Raw genomic sequence first — 18,183 nt, 5'->3', positions numbered from 1 at the left:
CGGCTACACTCATACCCATGTCTGACTTTGATCTGATCGTGGTAGGTTCTGGCCTGTTTGGCCTGACGGTTGCTGAGCGTGCTGCTAGCCAGCTGGGCAAGAAGGTGCTCATTGTGGAGAAGCGTTCTCACTTGGGTGGCAATGCTTATTCGGAGGCGGAGCCAGAGACGGGTATTGAGATCCATAAGTATGGTGCGCATTTGTTCCACACTTCTAATAAGCGGGTGTGGGATTACGTGAATCAGTTCACCGCTTTCACCGGTTACCAGCACCGTGTGTTTGCTATGCACAATGGCACTGCTTACCAGTTCCCTATGGGTTTGGGTCTGATTAACCAGTTCTTTGGCCGTTACTATACTCCTGATGAGGCTCGCGAGTTGATCAAGGAGCAGTCTGCGGAGATTGATTCCAAGGATGCAACCAACTTGGAGGAAAAGGCGATCTCGCTGATTGGTCGTCCGTTGTATGAGGCGTTTATTCGCGATTACACGGCGAAGCAGTGGCAGACGGATCCGAAGGAGCTGCCGGCGGGTAACATCACGCGGTTGCCTGTGCGCTACAACTTTGATAACCGTTACTTTAATGACACTTATGAGGGTCTGCCTGTCGACGGCTACGCGCAGTGGTTGAGCAACATGGCTGATCACGAGAACATTGAGGTGCGGTTGGACACTGATTGGTTCGAGGTACGTGAGGATCTCCGCGCACAGAACCCTGAGGCTCCTGTGGTCTACACCGGCCCACTGGATCGCTACTTTGACTACTCTGAGGGTCACCTTGGTTGGCGTACCTTGGACTTTGAAACTGAGGTGCTGAACACGGGTGATTTCCAGGGAACCCCTGTGATGAACTACAACGATGCGGAGTTCCCGTACACGCGTATTCACGAGTTCCGTCACTTCCACCCGGAGCGTGAGGATCGCCACCCGAAGGACAAGACGGTGATTATGAAGGAATACTCGCGCTTCGCGGAAGAGGGCGATGAGCCGTACTACCCAATTAACACCCCAAGTGACCGCGAGATGTTGTTCAAGTACCGCGAGCTTGCCGACGCCGAGACGGAGTCCAGCAAGGTGTACTTCGGCGGGCGCTTGGGCACGTACCAGTACCTAGACATGCACATGGCTATTGCCTCGGCATTGTCGATGTTTGATAACAAGCTTGTCGACGCCCTGAAATAACAGCTAAACCGGAAGAGCCCCTAAACGGGGGTATTTCGAAGGATTTTTCTCGGAACTTCACACCGAATCGCTTCCAAACCGGCCGTTTGACTGGATTTGGTGTGAAGTGCCGTCTTTTTCGGGGGTGAGCGGGGGTGGCGCGCCCACCAACGCCCACCAGCGCCACTGAGTTCCATGTCAGAAGGCTAGTGGTCAGCGCCAGGAATAGCCTTCGTGTGATCGCGAACCTTCTCGCCCTCGGCATAGAGCGGCATGCCCTGCTTAGCCTTGTAGAACGGAACGTCGATAGGTGCCAGCGGCTTCATGCCCTTAATCAGATCGGCAGCCTTTTCCGCCATCATGATCACAGGTGCGTAGATGTTGCCGTTAGTAATAATCGGCATTGCGGAAGCATCGCACACATACAAGCCATCAATACCGTGAACCTGCATGTTCTCCGGATCGACCACCGCCATGGCGTCGTCAGCCGAGCCCATCTTCGCAGTACACGATGGGTGCAGGGCAGTTTCGGCGTCGTTACGCACCCACTCCAAGATCTCCTCATCGGTCTGTACGTCCGCGCCGGGTGAAATCTCGCCGTCGGTGTATTCCTTCATCGCATCTGTATCTAGGAGGCGACGTGAAACGCGCACGGCCTCTACCCACTCGCGACGATCCTGTTCAGTGGCCAAGTAATTAAAGATGATCTCTGGTTTGGCCTTAGGATCCGGCGAGGTAATGTGCACATGGCCCAAGGTATCGGAGTACATAGGGCCTACGTGGAACTGGAAACCGTGGTCGCCTTCCGGCTGGGTGCCGTCGTAACGAATCGCCATCGGCAGGAAGTGGAACATTAAGTTCGGGTATGCTTCGTCATCATTCGAACGGGCGAAGCCGCCGGCCTCAAAGTGGGAAGAAGCCACAGGGCCCTTCTTGGTCAGCAACCACTGCAAACCGATAAACGGACGACGCGTCATCTTGTAGTTCGGCTGCACCGACACCGGCTTGGTCACGTTGTACTGGACGTACACCTCCAAGTGGTCCTGCAAGTTAGCGCCCACACCTGGCAGATGCTTGACCACGTCAACGCCGGCCTTTTCCAGCACTTCACGGTCGCCCACGCCGCTGACCTGCAACAACTGTGGGGTGTTGAAGGCGCCACCGCACAAAATGACCTTCTTGGCCATCACACGACGCTTCTTGCCTTTCCACTCATACTCAACACCGGTGGCCTGCGTGCCAGCCTCGTTGAACAAAATCCGAGTGGTCAGCGCACGAGTGCGCACCTCAAGGTTGGTGCGATCCATAACTGGGTGCAAATAAGCACGAGCAGCAGAAAGGCGCTTGCCCTTCAAGATGTTGCGGTCAAAGGGGGCGAATCCCTCTTGGCGGTAACCGTTGACGTCGTTAGTCAGGTTGTAACCGGCCTCTTGAACGGAACGGAAAAATGCCTGGAACAGCGGGGTGGTAGCTGGACCGCGGGTGAGCTTCAGTGGGCCGGTGTGGCCGCGACGGGGATCGTTAGCATCGGCACCCAGTGCGGTTTCCATCTTATTGAAGTACGGCAGCACGTGCTTGAAGTCCCAGTTCTGCATGCCTGGCAACGCGCCCCACTTCTCGTAATCCATAGGGTTACCGCGCTGGAAGATCATGCCGTTGATGGAGCTAGAACCACCGAGAACCTTGCCGCGGGCGTGGTAGATGCGGCGACCGTTCATGTGTGGTTCCGGCTCGGACTCATAAGCCCAGTCGTAGTACTTGTTGCCGATGGGGAAGGAGAATGCTGCGGGCATGTGGATGAATAGGTCCCACAGGGAGTCGGAGCGACCGGCTTCCAGCACCATCACGCTTGTGTCGGGGTCTTCGGAGAGGCGATTGGCGAGCACGGAGCCGGCGGAACCGCCACCCACGATAACCACATCGCGTGTCCGATCTTGAATAAATTCGCCGTCTGTGTCGTGCTTAGAAATTGAGGTGCGGAGTCGGTTTCGTAGACTCATATATCTCCTTTTCCTTTCAGATTTATCAGCTTCTTCTTTTATCCAGTGTGCCAGCGAGTTGAGATTGCTGCCACACAAAAAGTCCTGCGCTGTGTAGTGTCGACAGTGATGTGATGGAGAATGAACACGGTGCAAACAGGCAAAAATGCGACTTAGAAACCGTAATTTTGTCTAAAAAACCAGTGAGTCAAAACTGCTGTCTCACATGGCGAAACACTGACTCCGGCAACAGCAATGATGATGAGTAGACGATAAGAAGAGGTGACATGGCGTGAAAGAAGATGCTCACACAGATGGTGACGCGTCCTCGGTGGACGCATCAACCTCACATGGGGGTAACAAGCAGGGGGTAAAGGAAGCCGCGCCAAAAGTTTTGGTCGGTTCATATAAAGCCGGTGCGGGGGGAGTTGTCGGTGAGAGTTCCGCAGGCGGAAATGACATCCCCGAACCCACCACCAACTGGCCCGTATTCGGCGCATCCGCAGTGGGCATTATTGCGCTGACCCTCTGGGCATTCTTCGCCCGTGAAAAAGCAGCCACGGCACTCGGTGCTGTCACCGAGTGGATCTCTACCAACCTAGGTTGGTTCTATATCCTCACCGCCACCGTGGTGATCGTCTTTGTTATCGGTGTTGCCGTCACCAGAACTGGCAGCATCCGCCTAGGTCCCGATCACTCCCGCCCACAGTTCAAACTCTTCTCGTGGTCGGCCATGCTGTTTGCCGCCGGCATCGGCGTGGATCTTATGTTCTTCTCCGTCGCAGAACCAGTGGCCCAGTACTATGGTCCGCCTGTTGGCCAGGGTGAAACGCGTGAGGCTGCGGAACAAGCCGTGGTGTGGGCACTGTTCCACTACGGCATGACCGGCTGGGCGCTGTACTGCCTCATGGGCATGGCCTTCGGCTACTACGCCTACCGCTTGAACATGCCACTGGCGATCCGCTCGGCACTATATCCGTTGATCGGCAAGCGCATTCACGGTGCGGTGGGTAACTGCGTAGACATTGCTGCCATGCTGGGTACCATCTTCGGTATCGCTGCCTCGCTGGGTATCGGCGTGGTGCAGTTGAATTACGGTATGAAAGTACTCTTCGGGGTAGAAGAAGGCCCTACTTGGCAGATCATCCTTGTGGTGGTATCGGTGGCCGTCGCAACGCTTTCTGCGGTATCCGGCGTGGATAAGGGCATCAAAGTGCTCAGCGAAATCAACGTGCTGCTCGCCATCGCCCTCATGATCTACGTGGTCATCGCAGGTAAAACCGCCTTCTTGCTCGACGGTCTTGTGATGAACATCGGCGACTACGTGTCCTCCCTACCGGGGATGACCATGGACACCTACGCGTTTTCCGACGACCCGGAGCATACCAAGGCATGGTTGGGCGCATGGACCCTATTCTTCTGGGCATGGTGGGTGGCTTGGGCGCCATTCGTGGGCCTGTTCCTCGCCCGTATTTCCCGCGGTCGCACCCTGCGCCAATTCGTGTTCGGCACCTTGAGCATCCCCTTCCTGTTCATTGTGTTGTGGATGAGTTTCTTTGGTAACTCCGCACTCGCCATCGTGCGCGGCGGCGACGATGCTTTTGGCCACGAGGCTGCCGCTAACCCCCAGCGTGGCTTCTACGATCTGCTGGCCACCTACCCAGGTGCGATCTTCCTCGTGGGACTGGCCACCATGATCGGTCTGCTGCTGTACATTACCTCTGCTGACTCCGGTGCGTTGGTGATGAGTAACTTCACCTCCACCACTCACCACAGCAGTCAAGACGGCCCAGTATGGTCCCGAATTTTCTGGGCTGTGGTTGTCGGTGCGCTCACTATTGTGATGCTGCAGCTCGACGGTATTGCCACCGTCCAGTCGGCTACCGTGGTGATGGGACTGCCGTTTACCATCGTGATCTACTTGGTCATGGCCGGTTTGGTGCGCTGTTTCCGATTGGAGCAAACCCAAAAGGACGCTCGCGTGGTGTCGGTCCATGCTGCCATGTCGGGGCGTAGTACCATCGGTGAGCAGCAGGGACACTCTATTTCGTGGCGTCGTCGTCTTAGCCGTGCCAACACTTGGCCGAGCGCTGCTAAGGCGCAGGCGTACATCACCAATGTGGCAACGCCGGCGCTCACGCAGGTGGCTGAAGAGCTGTGCCGCAAGGGAATCAACGCGCGGTTGGTTACTACAAAGACGCAGGCGGTTGAGGGCTTGGACCTGATCGTGGAGATGGGTTCCGAACAAAACTTCCGCTACCAGCTTTTCCCTGTGTGTAACCCCGTGCCGCAGTTCACCCGTAAGGCCAATGCCTCGGAGAAGGAAACCTACTACCGCCTTGAGGTGTGTGACCTGACCGGTTCTTTGGGGTACGACATCTACGGCTATACCCAGGAACAGCTCATCGACAACGTGCTGGATTTGTACGAGCGTCACCTCGAATTCCTGCACATGCATAGTGATCTGCCGGGGTCTTCGGATCTGAGCGATGGTGCAACTCCACCGTTGTTCTCCTAAGATCGGGGGCCCGCTAGGGCACTTTTTAGGTAAACAATCAACACAGTATTAAAGGAGAAAATATATATGACCACATCGAACGCAGTATTTGATCCCCAGAAGTCCGAGCTTCTTGCCGGCTGCTTTAGCGATTCCAACAAGCCTGCCACCTTATATATCAATGGAACGTGGCAGCCTGCCGATAGTGGCGAGGTGCGCACGATTACCAATCCTGCTGACGGCAGCGTGGTGGGTGTTGTGTCGGAAGCGGGGGAGCGCGATACTGAGCGTGCGATTGCGGTAGCGCGTGAGACGTTTGATCGCGGTGAGTGGTTGGCGGTGCCTGCGGTTGAGCGTGGCAAGATTTTGCTCAAGGTTGGTGCGCTGCTGCGTGAGCATAAGGATGAGTTTGCGCGCGCGGAGTCCGCTGATACCGGTAAGCGCTTGGCGGAGTCTGAGCTGGATATGGATGACATTGCCAATGCTTTTGATTACTTTGGCACCCTCGCCCAGCACGAGGCGGGTCGCGTGGTTGATCCGGGCGATCCGAATGTTCGCTCGCGTATCGACGTCGAACCGGTTGGTGTGTGCGGTTTGATTACGCCATGGAATTACCCGTTGCTGCAGGTTTCGTGGAAGGTGGCTCCGGCGCTGGCTGCTGGTAATACGTTTGTGTTGAAGCAGGCGGAGCTTACGCCGCATACGGCCATGATGTTGATGACTCTCTTTGAGCGTGCGGGTGTTCCAGCTGGTGTGGCTAACTTGATTACCGGTGCTGGTGCTCACTGTGGCAATCCGTTGTCTACCAGCCCGTTGGTGGACATGGTGTCCTTTACCGGTGGTCTGGTCACCGGTCGTTTGATTGCGCGCAATGCAGCTGAAACGGTGAAGCGAGTAGCTCTTGAGCTAGGCGGTAAGAACCCGAACGTGATCTTCGCGGACGCCGACTTTAATGCTGCTGTGGATAACGCTCTCAACGGTGCGTTTGTGCACTCCGGCCAGGTTTGTTCGGCAGGTTCGCGCATTGTGGTGGAAGAGTCCATCCATGATCGCTTTGTGGAGGAACTTACTCGCCGCGCTGCCCAGATTAAGCTCGGCGGTCCTCTCGACACCGCTGCGGAGACTGGACCATTGATCTCCCTTGAGCACCGCGACAAGGTGGATGCGTATGTGGTTGCCGCCAAGGAGCAAGGGGCTACGATCACCACCGGTGGTCGTGTTGCCGATGCCAGCGACAATGAGGGATCGCACGCTACCGGAAACACCGATCTGGCGGCCGGCGCTTTCTACTTGCCGACGATCATCGACAACTGCACCCGCGACATGGACTGTGTGCACGATGAAGCATTCGGTCCAACCGTGACTGTAGAAACCTTCCGTACCGAGGAAGAAGCCATTGCCATTGCCAATGACACCGAATACGGTTTGGCTGGTGCCGTGTGGACCCAGGATGCCGGAAAGGCTGAGCGTGTTGCCCGCAAGCTGCGCCACGGCACTATCTGGATCAACGACTTCCACCCTTATCTGCCACAGGCCGAGTGGGGTGGCATGAAGCAGTCCGGTAACGGTCGCGAGCTAGGCCCTACCGGTTTGGCGGAGTACCAAGAGCACAAGCACGTCTACCAGAACATCGCTCCTGCTGTGACTGGGTGGTTCGCCGGCTAAACTGGCTTCTTGTATTAAATAAGGAGCAAGGGAGTTTTCGTTGGGTATCGACCATGCCGTGTGGAGCTACATGATCTCGCTACGTTCGGAGTGGTTGACCGCCCTCGTCGTGCCCTTCACTTTGGCATTCGCGCCACGCTACGTCCTGTTATATTCCGCACTGTGGTCTGCGTGGCGTGCCCGCCGTACCCCACCGCTACAAGCAGTATTTCCACTGCTAGCGGTGGGTTTTGCTGTATCACTTAGTCCGGTACTTAAAGCACTTATTGGTCGCGAACGCCCACCGATCGCCGAGCAGCTGCTGTACCATTTCAACCCATCAATGCCCTCTGGTCATGCGGTGGCAGCCTTTGCTCTTGCCACGGTTATTTCTTATCTCTCAACGCGCGCTTGGGTGCAGCAATTGGCGTGGTGTGTGGCGGTGCTGGTGGCGCTTAGCAGGCTTTATGTGGGGGTGCATTGGCTTAGCGACGTCCTCGTGGGTGGCGCGATTGGGGTTATTGCGGTGTGGTTAATTTGGTCTGCTTGCCGCTTCAATCAGCCGAATTCGGAATAAAACAACTACGCTGTTATGTGAAGAGTGCCCACTTTCCCTGTTTTGTGGTTGGTGAGGCACGACCGCACTTATTAGAAAGGCCCCATGCTTACCATGAGTAAAGCAGTCGAATCACTGCAGCGCTTCCTGATGCCTAAAGCAGGAGAGCCGCACGACGTCCGCATGCTCTACCTGATTGAGTCTGAGCACAACAATGGCCGCGCCATGTGGAACGACCGCCACTCTGTTGCTATCTCTGCTGGCGACGAAGTGAGCTTTCAGACATACTTCAATGCGTTCCCTGCCAGCTACTGGCGTCGTTGGACGCAGCTGGACAACGTAATCCTGCGCGTAGAGGTCACGGGTACTGCCCGTGTGGATGTGTTCCGCACCAAGATCGACGGGGCGTCGTACGCCGAGCAAGGCCAAGTGGTCAGCGATGGCGTTGTGGAATTCGACCTGAGCTTGGCTCCTTTCGAGGACGGCGGCTGGCTGTGGTTCTACGTCACCGCAGAAACCGACGTCACCTTCAAAGCCGGTTGGTACGCTCCGCAGGCACCGCAGCCACAGGTGATGCCAGATGGCAGCCAAGTGGGACCTTTTGATAAGCGCGTGACGGTGGGTATCCCTACCTTTAACCGCCCAACTGACGCTGTCGCTGCACTGACCGCGCTGTCGGAAGACCCAGAAGTTGATGCGGTCATCGACGCTGTGATCATGCCCGACCAAGGCAACAAGCACCCAGCAGATGAGCCAGGATATAAGGAAGCAACCGAGCACTTCGGTGATCGTTTCTTCGAGTTCCGCCAAGGCAACCTCGGTGGTTCCGGCGGTTACTCCCGCATTATGTACGAGGCACTCGGTGGCGTAGATGGCACCAAACCAGCCGGTGCCGCACAGTCGCCTTACATCCTGTACATGGATGACGACATCGCCATCGAGCCGGACTCCGTCCTGCGTGCACTTCAGGTAGCTCGTTACGCCAAGAGCCCTATCTTGGTTGGCGGCCAAATGCTTAGCCTGCAAGAACGCAGCCACCTGCACTCCATGGGTGAGGTTGTGGACCGCAACATCTTCATGTGGACCTCCGCACCATTCGTGCACTACGACCACGACTTTGCAAGGTACCCCTTGAGCGATCGCCCAAGCCCCGACGCCCCAAGCGATCGTCCTAAGACTGAAGACTTGCACCGCCGTATCGACGTCGACTACAACGGCTGGTGGATGTGCATGATCCCACGCGTGGTTGCGGAGCAGATCGGCCAGCCACTGCCACTGTTTATCAAGTGGGACGATGCCGAATACGGCCTGCGCGCCGGCAACGCCGGATTCGCCACCGCCACCTGGCCTGGTGTAGCCATCTGGCACCTCGCATGGTCGGATAAAGACGACGCCATCGACTGGCAAGCCTACTTCCACCTACGCAACCGCTTGATCGTCGGCGCTATCGAAAACGGCAACCCAGCAGGCATGGTGCGATCCATGCAAAAGGCCACCCTCAAGCACCTCCTGTGTTTGGAGTACTCCACGGTTGCTGTTCAAAACGAGGCAATGAAAGACTTCCTCGCAGGACCATCGCACCTCTTCGACATCCTTGAAACCTCTCTGCCACGCATTAATGCGCTGCGCAAGAACTACTCGGATGCCGTCGTATTGCCAAGTGCCGCTGATCTGCCACGGCCTTCCGGCGCGCCGGGTGTGCCAACGGTGTACAACCTGAGTGGTCCGCTGGCTCCTGTGAAGAAGGTCGGCTGGTTGCTCAAGGGCATTAAGCACACCTTGTCTAAGGAGAATCCGCAGCACCACGATGTGCCGCAGGCTAACTTGGCTCCGATTAACGCTCGTTGGTTTAGCTTGTCGCGTCTCGACGGCGTCACGGTGTCGACCGCCGATGGTCGCGGTGTTGTCTACCGCAAACGCGACCGTACTCAGGCCAAGGAACTTTTGCAGGAGTCGTACCGCCTGCAAAAAGAGGTTGCTGCGAACTTCGATCGCCTGCGTGAGGAGTACCGTGCGGCTCACAAGGAGCTGACCAGCCGTGAGGCGTGGGCGAAGATTTTCGAGGAACCACAAGGGGCTGAGGAGTCCTAGTGAAAGAAGCAGACATACTTGTAGAGGTGCAAAAACACCTTGCTACTCCGGGCGTGTTGGCCACGGCTCGCGGTTTGAGTCATTTTGGTGAGCATGCCTTGGGGTGGATGGGCATGGGTGCGCTGGGCGCGCTTATCGACGCTCCCCGTCGTGGGCAGTGGGTTCGTCTCGTTATAGCTGCCTTTGTGAGCCATGCCATAAGTGTGGTGGTAAAGCGAATCGTGAGACGTAAACGCCCTCATGATCCACGCATCAAAATCGGTGTCGGAACCCCATCCAAGCTGAGTTTTCCCAGCTCACATGCGACGTCGACAAGCGCTGCGCTGGTGAGCCTCGCACGGATCACCCGCAACCCGCTGCCGCTGCTGGGTATCCCTGTGATGATGGTGTCGCGTATGGTTCTCGGAGTACATTATCCGACCGACGTGGCCACCGGCGCTCTCGTAGGTGCGGTCACTGCAGAAGCAATTGCACGAACTGGGAAGGTGAAATGAGCAAGAACCAAGGCTTTATCGAGCCGGAGCCACACACCCGCGGCGTTGAGCTAGACAAGAAACGGCAACCGCCTAAAAACCTTGTCGACGGCATGATCAAAGCGCTGCGCCCGAAGCAATGGGTGAAAAACGTTCTGGTTCTTGCTGCCCCAGCGGCCGCCGGTGCCGACGCCCTGCTGAGCACCCGCACCCTGTTCGACATCCTCATCGCCTTCGTAGCGTTTTGTATGTCTGCCTCCGCGATCTACCTGATCAACGATGCCCGCGACGTAGAAGCTGACCGCGCACACCCCACCAAGCGTTTCCGCCCGATCGCGGCCGGCGTGCTTCCCGTGGGCTTGGCCTACATCATGGCCGTGGTCCTTATCATCGCCGCGGTTGCGATCAGCTACACCGCATCGTCTGGCCACGGCTTGGCTATCGTGGTTGCTGTTTACATTGCACTGCAGCTGGGCTACTGCTTCGGCTGGAAGCACCAACCAGTGATCGACATCGCTCTGGTGTCCTCTGGATTCATGCTGCGTGCGATGGCCGGCGGTGTTGCTGCCGGAATCGACCTATCGCAGTGGTTCCTGCTGGTCGCAGCATTCGGTTCGCTGTTTATGGCCTCGGGTAAACGCTACGCAGAGATTTTGCTCACGCAAAAATCAGGTGCGAAGATCCGCAAGTCCCTTGAGGGCTATACCCCTACCTACCTGCGCTTTGTGTGGACACTTTCTGCGACTGCCGTGGTCATGGCTTATTCCCTGTGGGGCTTTGAGATGGCCAAGGCTGCAAGCGGTACTGCCTCCGTGTGGTACCAGGTTTCTATGGTTCCTTTCACCGTGGCAATTTTGCGTTATGCGGCAGACGTCGACCGTGGTGAAGGCGGTGCGCCTGATGAGATCGCATTGTCGGACCGTCCGCTGCAGTTCTTGGCCTTGGGCTGGGTTATTTGTATCGGTATCGCTGTCTACCTAGTACCGGCTCTATAAAAAGGACGCCTCGGAATTAGAAGAAGCATGCGTATGAGTCGAATCCGGAACTGGAGTACACCTCAGTTATCCACCCTGATCAGCGTGGTTGTTGTGGGTGTGCTCATGTTCTGGGGAGGTTGGGCGCGTCGCTGGATGAGCGACGACGGCCTCATCGTGTTGCGGACCGTGCGGAACTTACTCGCCGGCAACGGTCCAGTGTTTAACGTCGGGGAACGTGTTGAGGCCAGTACCTCAACACTGTGGCAATACATTATTTATCTCTGTGCCCTTATCAGTGGCGCTGATATTCACCTCATTGCGCTCGGGGCCTCTTTAATCTTGAGCGTGCTAGCACTCATGGTGGGCGCCTATGCCACAGCAGTGCGTTACCGTGACAGTGCCCACCTGTTGGTGCCTTTTGGTGCACTCATTTATATAGCGCTTCCTCCCGCGCGGGATTTTGCCACCTCCGGTTTGGAGTGGGGCCTGTCCATTTTCTACTTAGCGGTGATGTGGTGGTTGAGCGGTACCAAGCGCACCTACCTCTTTGCTTTTTGGCTAGGGATCGGTTGGCTAATCCGCCCCGAAATGCTGCTATATAGCGCCATTTTTGGGCTGTGGCTGTTATATAAGGCCACGGATTGGTCGCAACGTTGGAAGATCATCGCAGTGGCGGTCCCCGTTCCGCTGGGGTATGAGGTCTTCCGGATGGGGTACTACGGGTTGCTGGTGCCACATACGGCCGTCGCAAAGTCGGCGAGCTCTAGCGACTGGGCTGGTGGGCTGAGCTACCTGTGGGATTTGGTCAGCAGTTATGGCATGTACCTTCTTCTACCTGTGGTTGCGGTACTGGTCGTGGGACTGGAACGTCGTGGGGCGCTGATGATTGCCTGCGGCCTGCTTCATGCTGTGTATGTGATTAAGGTCGGCGGCGATTTCATGCATGGTCGCATGCTGCTCCTACCGCTGTTCGCACTGCTGCTACCTATTATGGTGGTTCCGGTGACAAAGAAAAATGGCTGGGCTGCGGCTGCAGTGGCGGTCTGGGCGCTGGGAGTTACCCTGCACGGGCACACGTATGAGCGTCCCACTGGTACCCAGGCGCAGACGGAGCTAGGCATTGTCGACGAGCGGGAGTACTGGACGCAGACCCTGCACCGCGATACCCCACCGCGGCATGCGAGCCACTTCCTTAGCGCACCTGCGCTGCGCAACTTTGATTCCGCCCTTGACAAAGGCCATGCCACTAACGGTGCCTACTTGGTTAATTATGTGGTGGATAAGAAGCGGGATCTTCTTTCTTGGGCCGTGGTGCCTCGGGATGGCGAGCAGCCGTTGGCGCTGATGCACCTCAACCTCGGCATGACGAGTATGAATGCTGGTCTTGATGTGCGTGTGCACGACACTGTCGGTTTGAGTACTCCTTTGGCTGCGCGTCAACCAAAGATCGACGGTGGGCGTATCGGGCATAACAAGCAGCTGCCATTGGAGTGGGATCTGGCGGATTCCAGTGCGGATCTCAACATCTTGCCTAAGTGGGTGGATAAAGAGGAAACCCGTCAGGTGCGAGAGATGTTGCAGTCAGGTGACGCTGCAGAACTCATGGCTTCTTATAAGGAACCGATGAGTGTCAAGCGCTTTGTTAAGAACATGAAGTTTGCGGTGACAACGGGTCTTACTTTGCAGTTTGATGGTGCGTCCAGCGGCGATGTTGATCACAAATAGAACCTGAATTACCCCTGAGATTATGTCAAAGGTGCCGGAGCTGCTGCAGGTGTGTTATTTTAATCAAGATTTTGTCTCAAATCCGTAACATAAGCCGTAACATAAGCCTGTTAATGGCGATATAACGTGAAGAGACACCTGGTTGAAGTCGAGGAGATTTATGACAATCGCATCACGGTTGAAGAAGGTCAGCAGGAAAGCTGCCGCCACTGTCGCAGCTGTCGCCGCAGCCGCATCCATGGTTGTCGCAGGTACGGGCGTCGCAACGGCAGGAAACCGTGACTTCCTGCGAGCTGATGCTACTGGTACTTGTGACTGGGACGGCGTTGGCTTTTGGGTTCAGCGCTGTGACGTTTTCTCCCCAGCAATGGGCCGTAACATCACCGTTCAGATTCAGCCAGCTCAGCGTGGTGGCAACGCCGGCCTGTACCTTCTCGACGGTGCTCGTGCCACCGACATTGCTAACGCATGGACGGTAGACGCTCACGCACAGGATCTCTTCGTTGACCACAACATCACCTTGGTTATGCCAGTTGGTGGCGCTGGTTCCTTCTACACCGACTGGGTTGGTCCTGCGGGCCCTCAGAAAGCTGTGTACAAGTGGGAGACCTTCTTGACCTCCGAGCTGCCAAGCTACTTGGCTGCTAACTTCGGTGTTTCCCCAACCAACAACTCCATCGCTGGCCTGTCCATGGGTGCTACCGCAGCAATGAACTTGGCTGCTCTGCACCCAGATCAGTTCCGTCAGGTGCTCAGCTTCTCCGGTTACCTTTCTATGTCGGTTCCTGGCACCTACTTGATGATGGGCTTGGCATTGCAGGAAATCGGTGGCTTTAACATCAACAACATGTACGGTTCCTTCTTCGGTCTGCGTCGCTTCCAGCTCGATCCACTGATCAACGCTGGTGGCCTTGCCGGCAAGGATGTGTACGTTTCTGCGGCTAGCGGTATCTGGGGTGCTCCAGACTCCAACTACCCAGTGGGCGACCGTATCAACGGCAGCGTTCTAGAGATTGCATCTCGCGTATCTACTCGTATCTGGGAAGCACAGGCTCGTTCGATGGGCTTGAACGTCACCACGAATTACCCATCCACGGGTATTCACAACTGGCCACAGTGGCGCTACCAGATTGAGACAACCAAGGGTCGTATCCTTGACGTGATGAACGCCTGGTAATGAGTTTTCTACCCCCGCCTTTGGCGGGGGGTTATTCTTATTTCTATGCGTTTTACGTGGTTGTGGGCCCTCGTGGTGGGTATCGCCAGCGCCGTGCGAGTTCATTTCTCGGCGCAGCCGGACGATTGGGCTAGTTTATGGATTGCAGCCAGGATGGTTGCGGATGGGAAAACGGAGTATCTGTATGCTCTGGATCCTAATGATTTTGCGTCCTTTTCTGGAGACGTGTGGCCGGCCTATGCGGCTGAGATTTCCGAGCTAGCACCCTATGCGCACCCATTTGTTCACAACCCGTTGGTGGCATATTTGCTCACGCCTTTAACGTGGTTGAGCTTTGAGCAGAGTGTGCTGTTGTTGGCTGCGTGCAATGGTGTTGCAGTGGTGGCATTTGCGGCTGCGTGTTTGAAGCTGTGGGGTAGTTTTGATGCGACGAAGCTGGTGGCGGCGTCGCTAGTTATTTGGTTATCGTTGCCAGTTCAGTTGAGCCTGTGGATCGGCCAGACTACCCCCATTATCATCGCCTTGACGGTTGTGGGCTTGGCTTTACGACGCCCTTGGCTTGCCGGCTTCCTGTTGTCGTGCGCGGTGCTGGTGAAATTGACTCCGGTGATTTTGATTCCGGTGATGTTGTTGTGGCGGAGGCGTGCTGCGTTGTGGGCCGCTGGTTGGACTGCGGCGTGGGCTATTGCCAGTGTGGTTCTGGTTCCATGGGCAACATTGCGTGATTGGTTTACAACGTTGCGGTGGTTGGGGTCGAAGACCTTGGTGGCACCGGTGAACCAGTCGGTGGATTCTGTCGTGGCGCAGTGGAGTGAGCCTGGGAAAGCGGAGATGCTGGTCGAGGTGCGTGATGCGGGGGAGGCAGTGGTGTGGAAGCTGCTGATTTGTGCTGTTATTGCTGTGGTGTTTGCGTGGGCGATGTGGTCTTCACGGCAGTGGCGTTATCACCTGGCGGTGACCGTGGTGGCGTGCACGGTGACGGCGATGGCGTCGATTGTGTGGTCGCATTACACGATGTTGGCGTTTTTGCCCTTGATTGGTGCTGGGGTGGTGACGCGCTATCAGTGGGTGCGTATTGCCGCGATGTTGCCGGTGGTGTTGTTGCTGCCACCTTTGGGCGAGGTGTTTGATCCGGAGTCGACTCCGTTGGCGTTTGTGGGTAATGGTTTGGGGGCCATGCTGGCGGGTGTGGTGATCGTGGTGGTTGCGGTGGGGTTGCAAAAAGATTTGAAACCAGATGTGGGGGTTTACGGAGTGTCACTGGATAAAGTCTCAAGTTCAACTTAAAGTTACTTCTAGACTCATGTTTCACGATTGTCACAATGGTCCCACATGCTGTTGTGACGTGGATCGAGTAGACGTTGAACGACGGACGAATACCCGATGGGACTTGGGAGCGTTTCACAGGAGGGGAACCTGTGAAGCCTCGTGGGTTTTGTTGGCGTCCCCTGCACTCAGGAGAATTTTTTATGCGCGACACCGCATTCCGCAAGCGTGGTTCCCTCTGGATTGCCACCGCCGCCGTGCCCGTTGCTTTGGCAATGGGTGCCTCGGTTATGGTTCCAGCCAACGCTCAAAGCTCAGGCAGCTCAGGGCTGCTGGGTGGTCAAACCGATTACCTTAACCAGCAAGGCGTGAAGCGCACCCCAGTGCGCACTGATCACCCTAAGATTGATGGCCTGCCAGCTGGTGTATCCGTCGATCGTGTGGAGTGGCTCGGTGGCCGTCGTGTTGCCGTCTACGTGAACACTCCTTCTATGGGCCAGGTGCAGGTTCAAATACTCTTGGCTCGCGACTGGTTCCAGGATCCTAACCGCAGCTTCCCATCTGTGTGGACCCTTGATGGTCTGCGCGCTACCGATGTGGAAAATGGCTGGACCATTGGTACCAACATCGAGCAGTTCTACTCTGATAAGAACGTGAACGTGATCTTGCCGGTTGGCGGCCAGTCTTCTTTCTATTCTGACTGGCAGCAGCCAAACAATGGCAAGCACTACAAGTGGGAAACATTCCTGACTAATGAGCTCGTCCCTGTGCTCAAGAATGGTTTCCGCACTAACGACGACCGCGCTGTCGTCGGCCTGTCCATGGGTGGTACGGCTGCCATCAACTTGGCTGAGCGTCGCCCTGACCTGTTTAAGTTCGTTGGCTCCTTCTCTGGATACTTGGATACCACCTCGATTGGTATGCCAGCTGCTATCCGCGCTGCGCAAAAGGACGCCGGTGGTTACGACAGCACCGCTATGTGGGGACCTGACGGTAGCCAAGATTGGATCGACCACGATCCTAAGCTCGGTGTTGAGGCACTTCGTGGCATCACTACCTATGTGTCTGCAGGTTCCGGACGCGATGACTTCGGTGAACCGGGTTCGGTTGCTAACAAGAAGGGTAGCTACGCGGGTATCGGCCTTGAGGTGATCTCTCGTATGACCACCGAGACCTTCGTTGCTCATGCCCGTCGCGCAGGTGTTGAGGTTCAGGCATTCTTCCGTCCATCGGGCGTGCATGACTGGCCTTACTGGCAGTTTGAGATGACTCAGGCATGGCCATACATGGCTAATGCGCTGGGCTTGTCGGAATCTGATCGCGGCGCATCTTGTGCTCCAATCGGTGCGATTGCTGAGGCCGTGAAATCCGGAAAGGTGGGCTCCTGTGTGAACAACGAGTACGACGTCCCAGGTGGTAAGGTTGAGGACTTTGTCAGCGGTCGCGCTTACTGGTCACCATCGACTGGTGCACATGCCCTCTACGGTCGTATCAACGCCCGCTACAGCGAAATGGGCGGTCCGCAGTCGTGGCTGGGATTCCCCATCAGCAGCGAGTTCGCCATCAAGGACAACGCTCGCGTGGTGCAGTTCCAAAATGGCAACATCTATTGGTCCCCTGAGCGTGGCGCTATTGCCGTGCCAAAGGACATCGTGGATAAGTGGGGCGAGCAGCAGTGGGAGAATGGCTTCTTGGGCTTCCCTGTTGCTGAAGCTAAGGAAGTAGCTGGCGGCTTTATCCAAGAGTTCGAGGGCGGCCTTGTGGTGCGCACTAAGGACAACAAGAACCAGTGGCTGCGCGGCGAGATCGCTAAGAAGTACCGTGAGATGAAGACCGCTGAGTCTGAGCTGGGCTTCCCAGTTTCTGATGAGATTAAGATCAACGGCGGTGCTTTCCAGCAGTTCGAGCACGGCAACATCTACTGGTCTGCTGCTACCGGAGCACACTTCATCCGCAAGGGCGACATCTTCAACACGTGGGGTGTGAAGAAGTGGGAGCAGGGTGAGTTGGGCTTCCCTGTGACCGACCACACTCAGATCCCTGCTGGTGGCGAGGAAATAACCTTCCAGCACGGTAAGATTTCGCAGGTCAATGGCGTTATCCGTGAGGAGCGTCGCTAATGCGTAGGGCCGTGGGTCTTGCGGCTGTCGCATGTCTTGCGCTGGCTGGTTGCGGTGAAGCAACAGTGACGGACGAGGAGCAGAGCTCCTCGGTGGCGCCGTTGACCAAGCCGTCGAAAGCTGCGGCGAAGAGCTCGGAGTCGAATTCCGCTAAGGCGTCGACGTCTGCGAGCCGCAGTGCCGAGCCTACCGCTGTGATGGGCGGTCCGGCGGGCGAACCGCAGGAAAACGACGTGCCTGGTAAGCAGGTCAGTGAAGTGCCGCAGCAAAGCTTTGAGCCCACCAAACAGGACAAGGGTTACCTCGAGTCCTTGGAAAAGGGTGGCGTAAAGGTTGAGGGTGTAGAAAGCCAGATGGTTGGCTTGGGTAACCTCGTGTGCGGCAAGGCTGATGGCGTGAATCCGGCGACGGTTCAGGCGGTTGCTGGCCAGCTGATTGAGCAGAAACGAACCACCAAGAACTTTGATGAGCTGGTCAAGCTCATTGAAAGTTCTGCGAAATCCGCGTACTGCTAGTAG

13 protein-coding genes are annotated in these 18,183 nt (G+C 56.5%); 12 read left to right on the top strand and 1 reads right to left on the bottom strand.

Features of this window, described 5'->3' with window-relative positions:
* Positions 1–17: 17 nt before the first annotated feature.
* Positions 18–1,181 (top strand): UDP-galactopyranose mutase, encoded by a 1,164-nt coding sequence (gene glf, locus AT687_RS10745; RefSeq protein WP_014302517.1) that lies wholly within the window; start codon positions 18–20, stop codon positions 1,179–1,181.
* A gap of 185 nt (positions 1,182–1,366) precedes the next feature.
* Here glf and betA read toward each other — a convergent pair whose 3' ends face one another.
* Positions 1,367–3,160, bottom strand: coding sequence for a choline dehydrogenase (gene betA / locus AT687_RS10740; RefSeq protein WP_014319497.1), 1,794 nt, complete (start codon positions 3,158–3,160; stop codon positions 1,367–1,369).
* Positions 3,161–3,431: 271 nt separating this feature from the next.
* Here betA and betT point away from each other — a divergent pair, with 271 nt between their 5' ends.
* The 11 genes from betT (at position 3,432) to AT687_RS10685 (ending at position 18,180) form a co-directional block, all read left to right on the top strand.
* Positions 3,432–5,657, top strand: a complete 2,226-nt coding sequence (gene betT, locus AT687_RS10735) for a choline BCCT transporter BetT (protein ID WP_014319496.1) — start codon at positions 3,432–3,434, stop codon at positions 5,655–5,657.
* Between the two features lie 66 nt (positions 5,658–5,723).
* A complete protein-coding gene (locus AT687_RS10730; RefSeq protein WP_014319495.1) occupies positions 5,724–7,301 on the top strand; it encodes an aldehyde dehydrogenase family protein in 1,578 nt (525 codons plus the stop codon).
* A gap of 40 nt (positions 7,302–7,341) precedes the next feature.
* Positions 7,342–7,857, top strand: coding sequence for a phosphatase PAP2 family protein (locus AT687_RS10725; RefSeq protein WP_021335263.1), 516 nt, complete (start codon positions 7,342–7,344; stop codon positions 7,855–7,857).
* Between the two features lie 84 nt (positions 7,858–7,941).
* Entirely contained in the window at positions 7,942–9,927 is a 1,986-nt protein-coding gene (locus AT687_RS10720; protein ID WP_014319493.1) for a glycosyltransferase, read from the top strand.
* Positions 9,927–10,421, top strand: coding sequence for a phosphatase PAP2 family protein (locus AT687_RS10715; RefSeq protein WP_014319492.1), 495 nt, complete (start codon positions 9,927–9,929; stop codon positions 10,419–10,421). Before AT687_RS10720 ends, AT687_RS10715 begins: the two co-directional genes overlap by 1 nt.
* On the top strand, positions 10,418–11,395 hold the full coding sequence (locus tag AT687_RS10710) for a decaprenyl-phosphate phosphoribosyltransferase (RefSeq protein ID WP_014319491.1): 978 nt from the start codon (positions 10,418–10,420) through the stop codon (positions 11,393–11,395). The genes AT687_RS10715 and AT687_RS10710 overlap by 4 nt, the downstream gene beginning before the upstream one ends.
* 33 nt (positions 11,396–11,428) lie before the next feature.
* Complete coding sequence (locus tag AT687_RS10705) at positions 11,429–13,102, top strand: arabinofuranosyltransferase AftB family protein (protein WP_041740579.1); 1,674 nt, start codon at positions 11,429–11,431, stop codon at positions 13,100–13,102.
* A 160-nt stretch (positions 13,103–13,262) separates the two neighbouring features.
* Entirely contained in the window at positions 13,263–14,279 is a 1,017-nt protein-coding gene (locus tag AT687_RS10700) for an alpha/beta hydrolase (protein ID WP_014304038.1), read from the top strand.
* Between the two features lie 45 nt (positions 14,280–14,324).
* Positions 14,325–15,566 carry a glycosyltransferase family 87 protein gene (locus AT687_RS10695; RefSeq protein ID WP_021335260.1) on the top strand — a complete coding sequence of 414 codons (1,242 nt, stop codon included), beginning with the start codon at positions 14,325–14,327 and terminating at the stop codon, positions 15,564–15,566.
* A 182-nt stretch (positions 15,567–15,748) separates the two neighbouring features.
* Entirely contained in the window at positions 15,749–17,665 is a 1,917-nt protein-coding gene (locus tag AT687_RS10690; RefSeq protein WP_014319488.1) for an alpha/beta hydrolase-fold protein, read from the top strand.
* Positions 17,665–18,180 carry a hypothetical protein gene (locus AT687_RS10685; RefSeq protein WP_014319487.1) on the top strand — a complete coding sequence of 172 codons (516 nt, stop codon included), beginning with the start codon at positions 17,665–17,667 and terminating at the stop codon, positions 18,178–18,180. The genes AT687_RS10690 and AT687_RS10685 overlap by 1 nt, the downstream gene beginning before the upstream one ends.
* Positions 18,181–18,183: the final 3 nt, after the last annotated feature.

The organism is Corynebacterium diphtheriae, from assembly GCF_001457455.1.
GTDB lineage: Bacteria > Actinomycetota > Actinomycetes > Mycobacteriales > Mycobacteriaceae > Corynebacterium > Corynebacterium diphtheriae.
The sequence above is the reverse complement of the archived record's forward strand: the minus strand, read 5'-3'. Positions and strand labels throughout refer to the sequence as shown.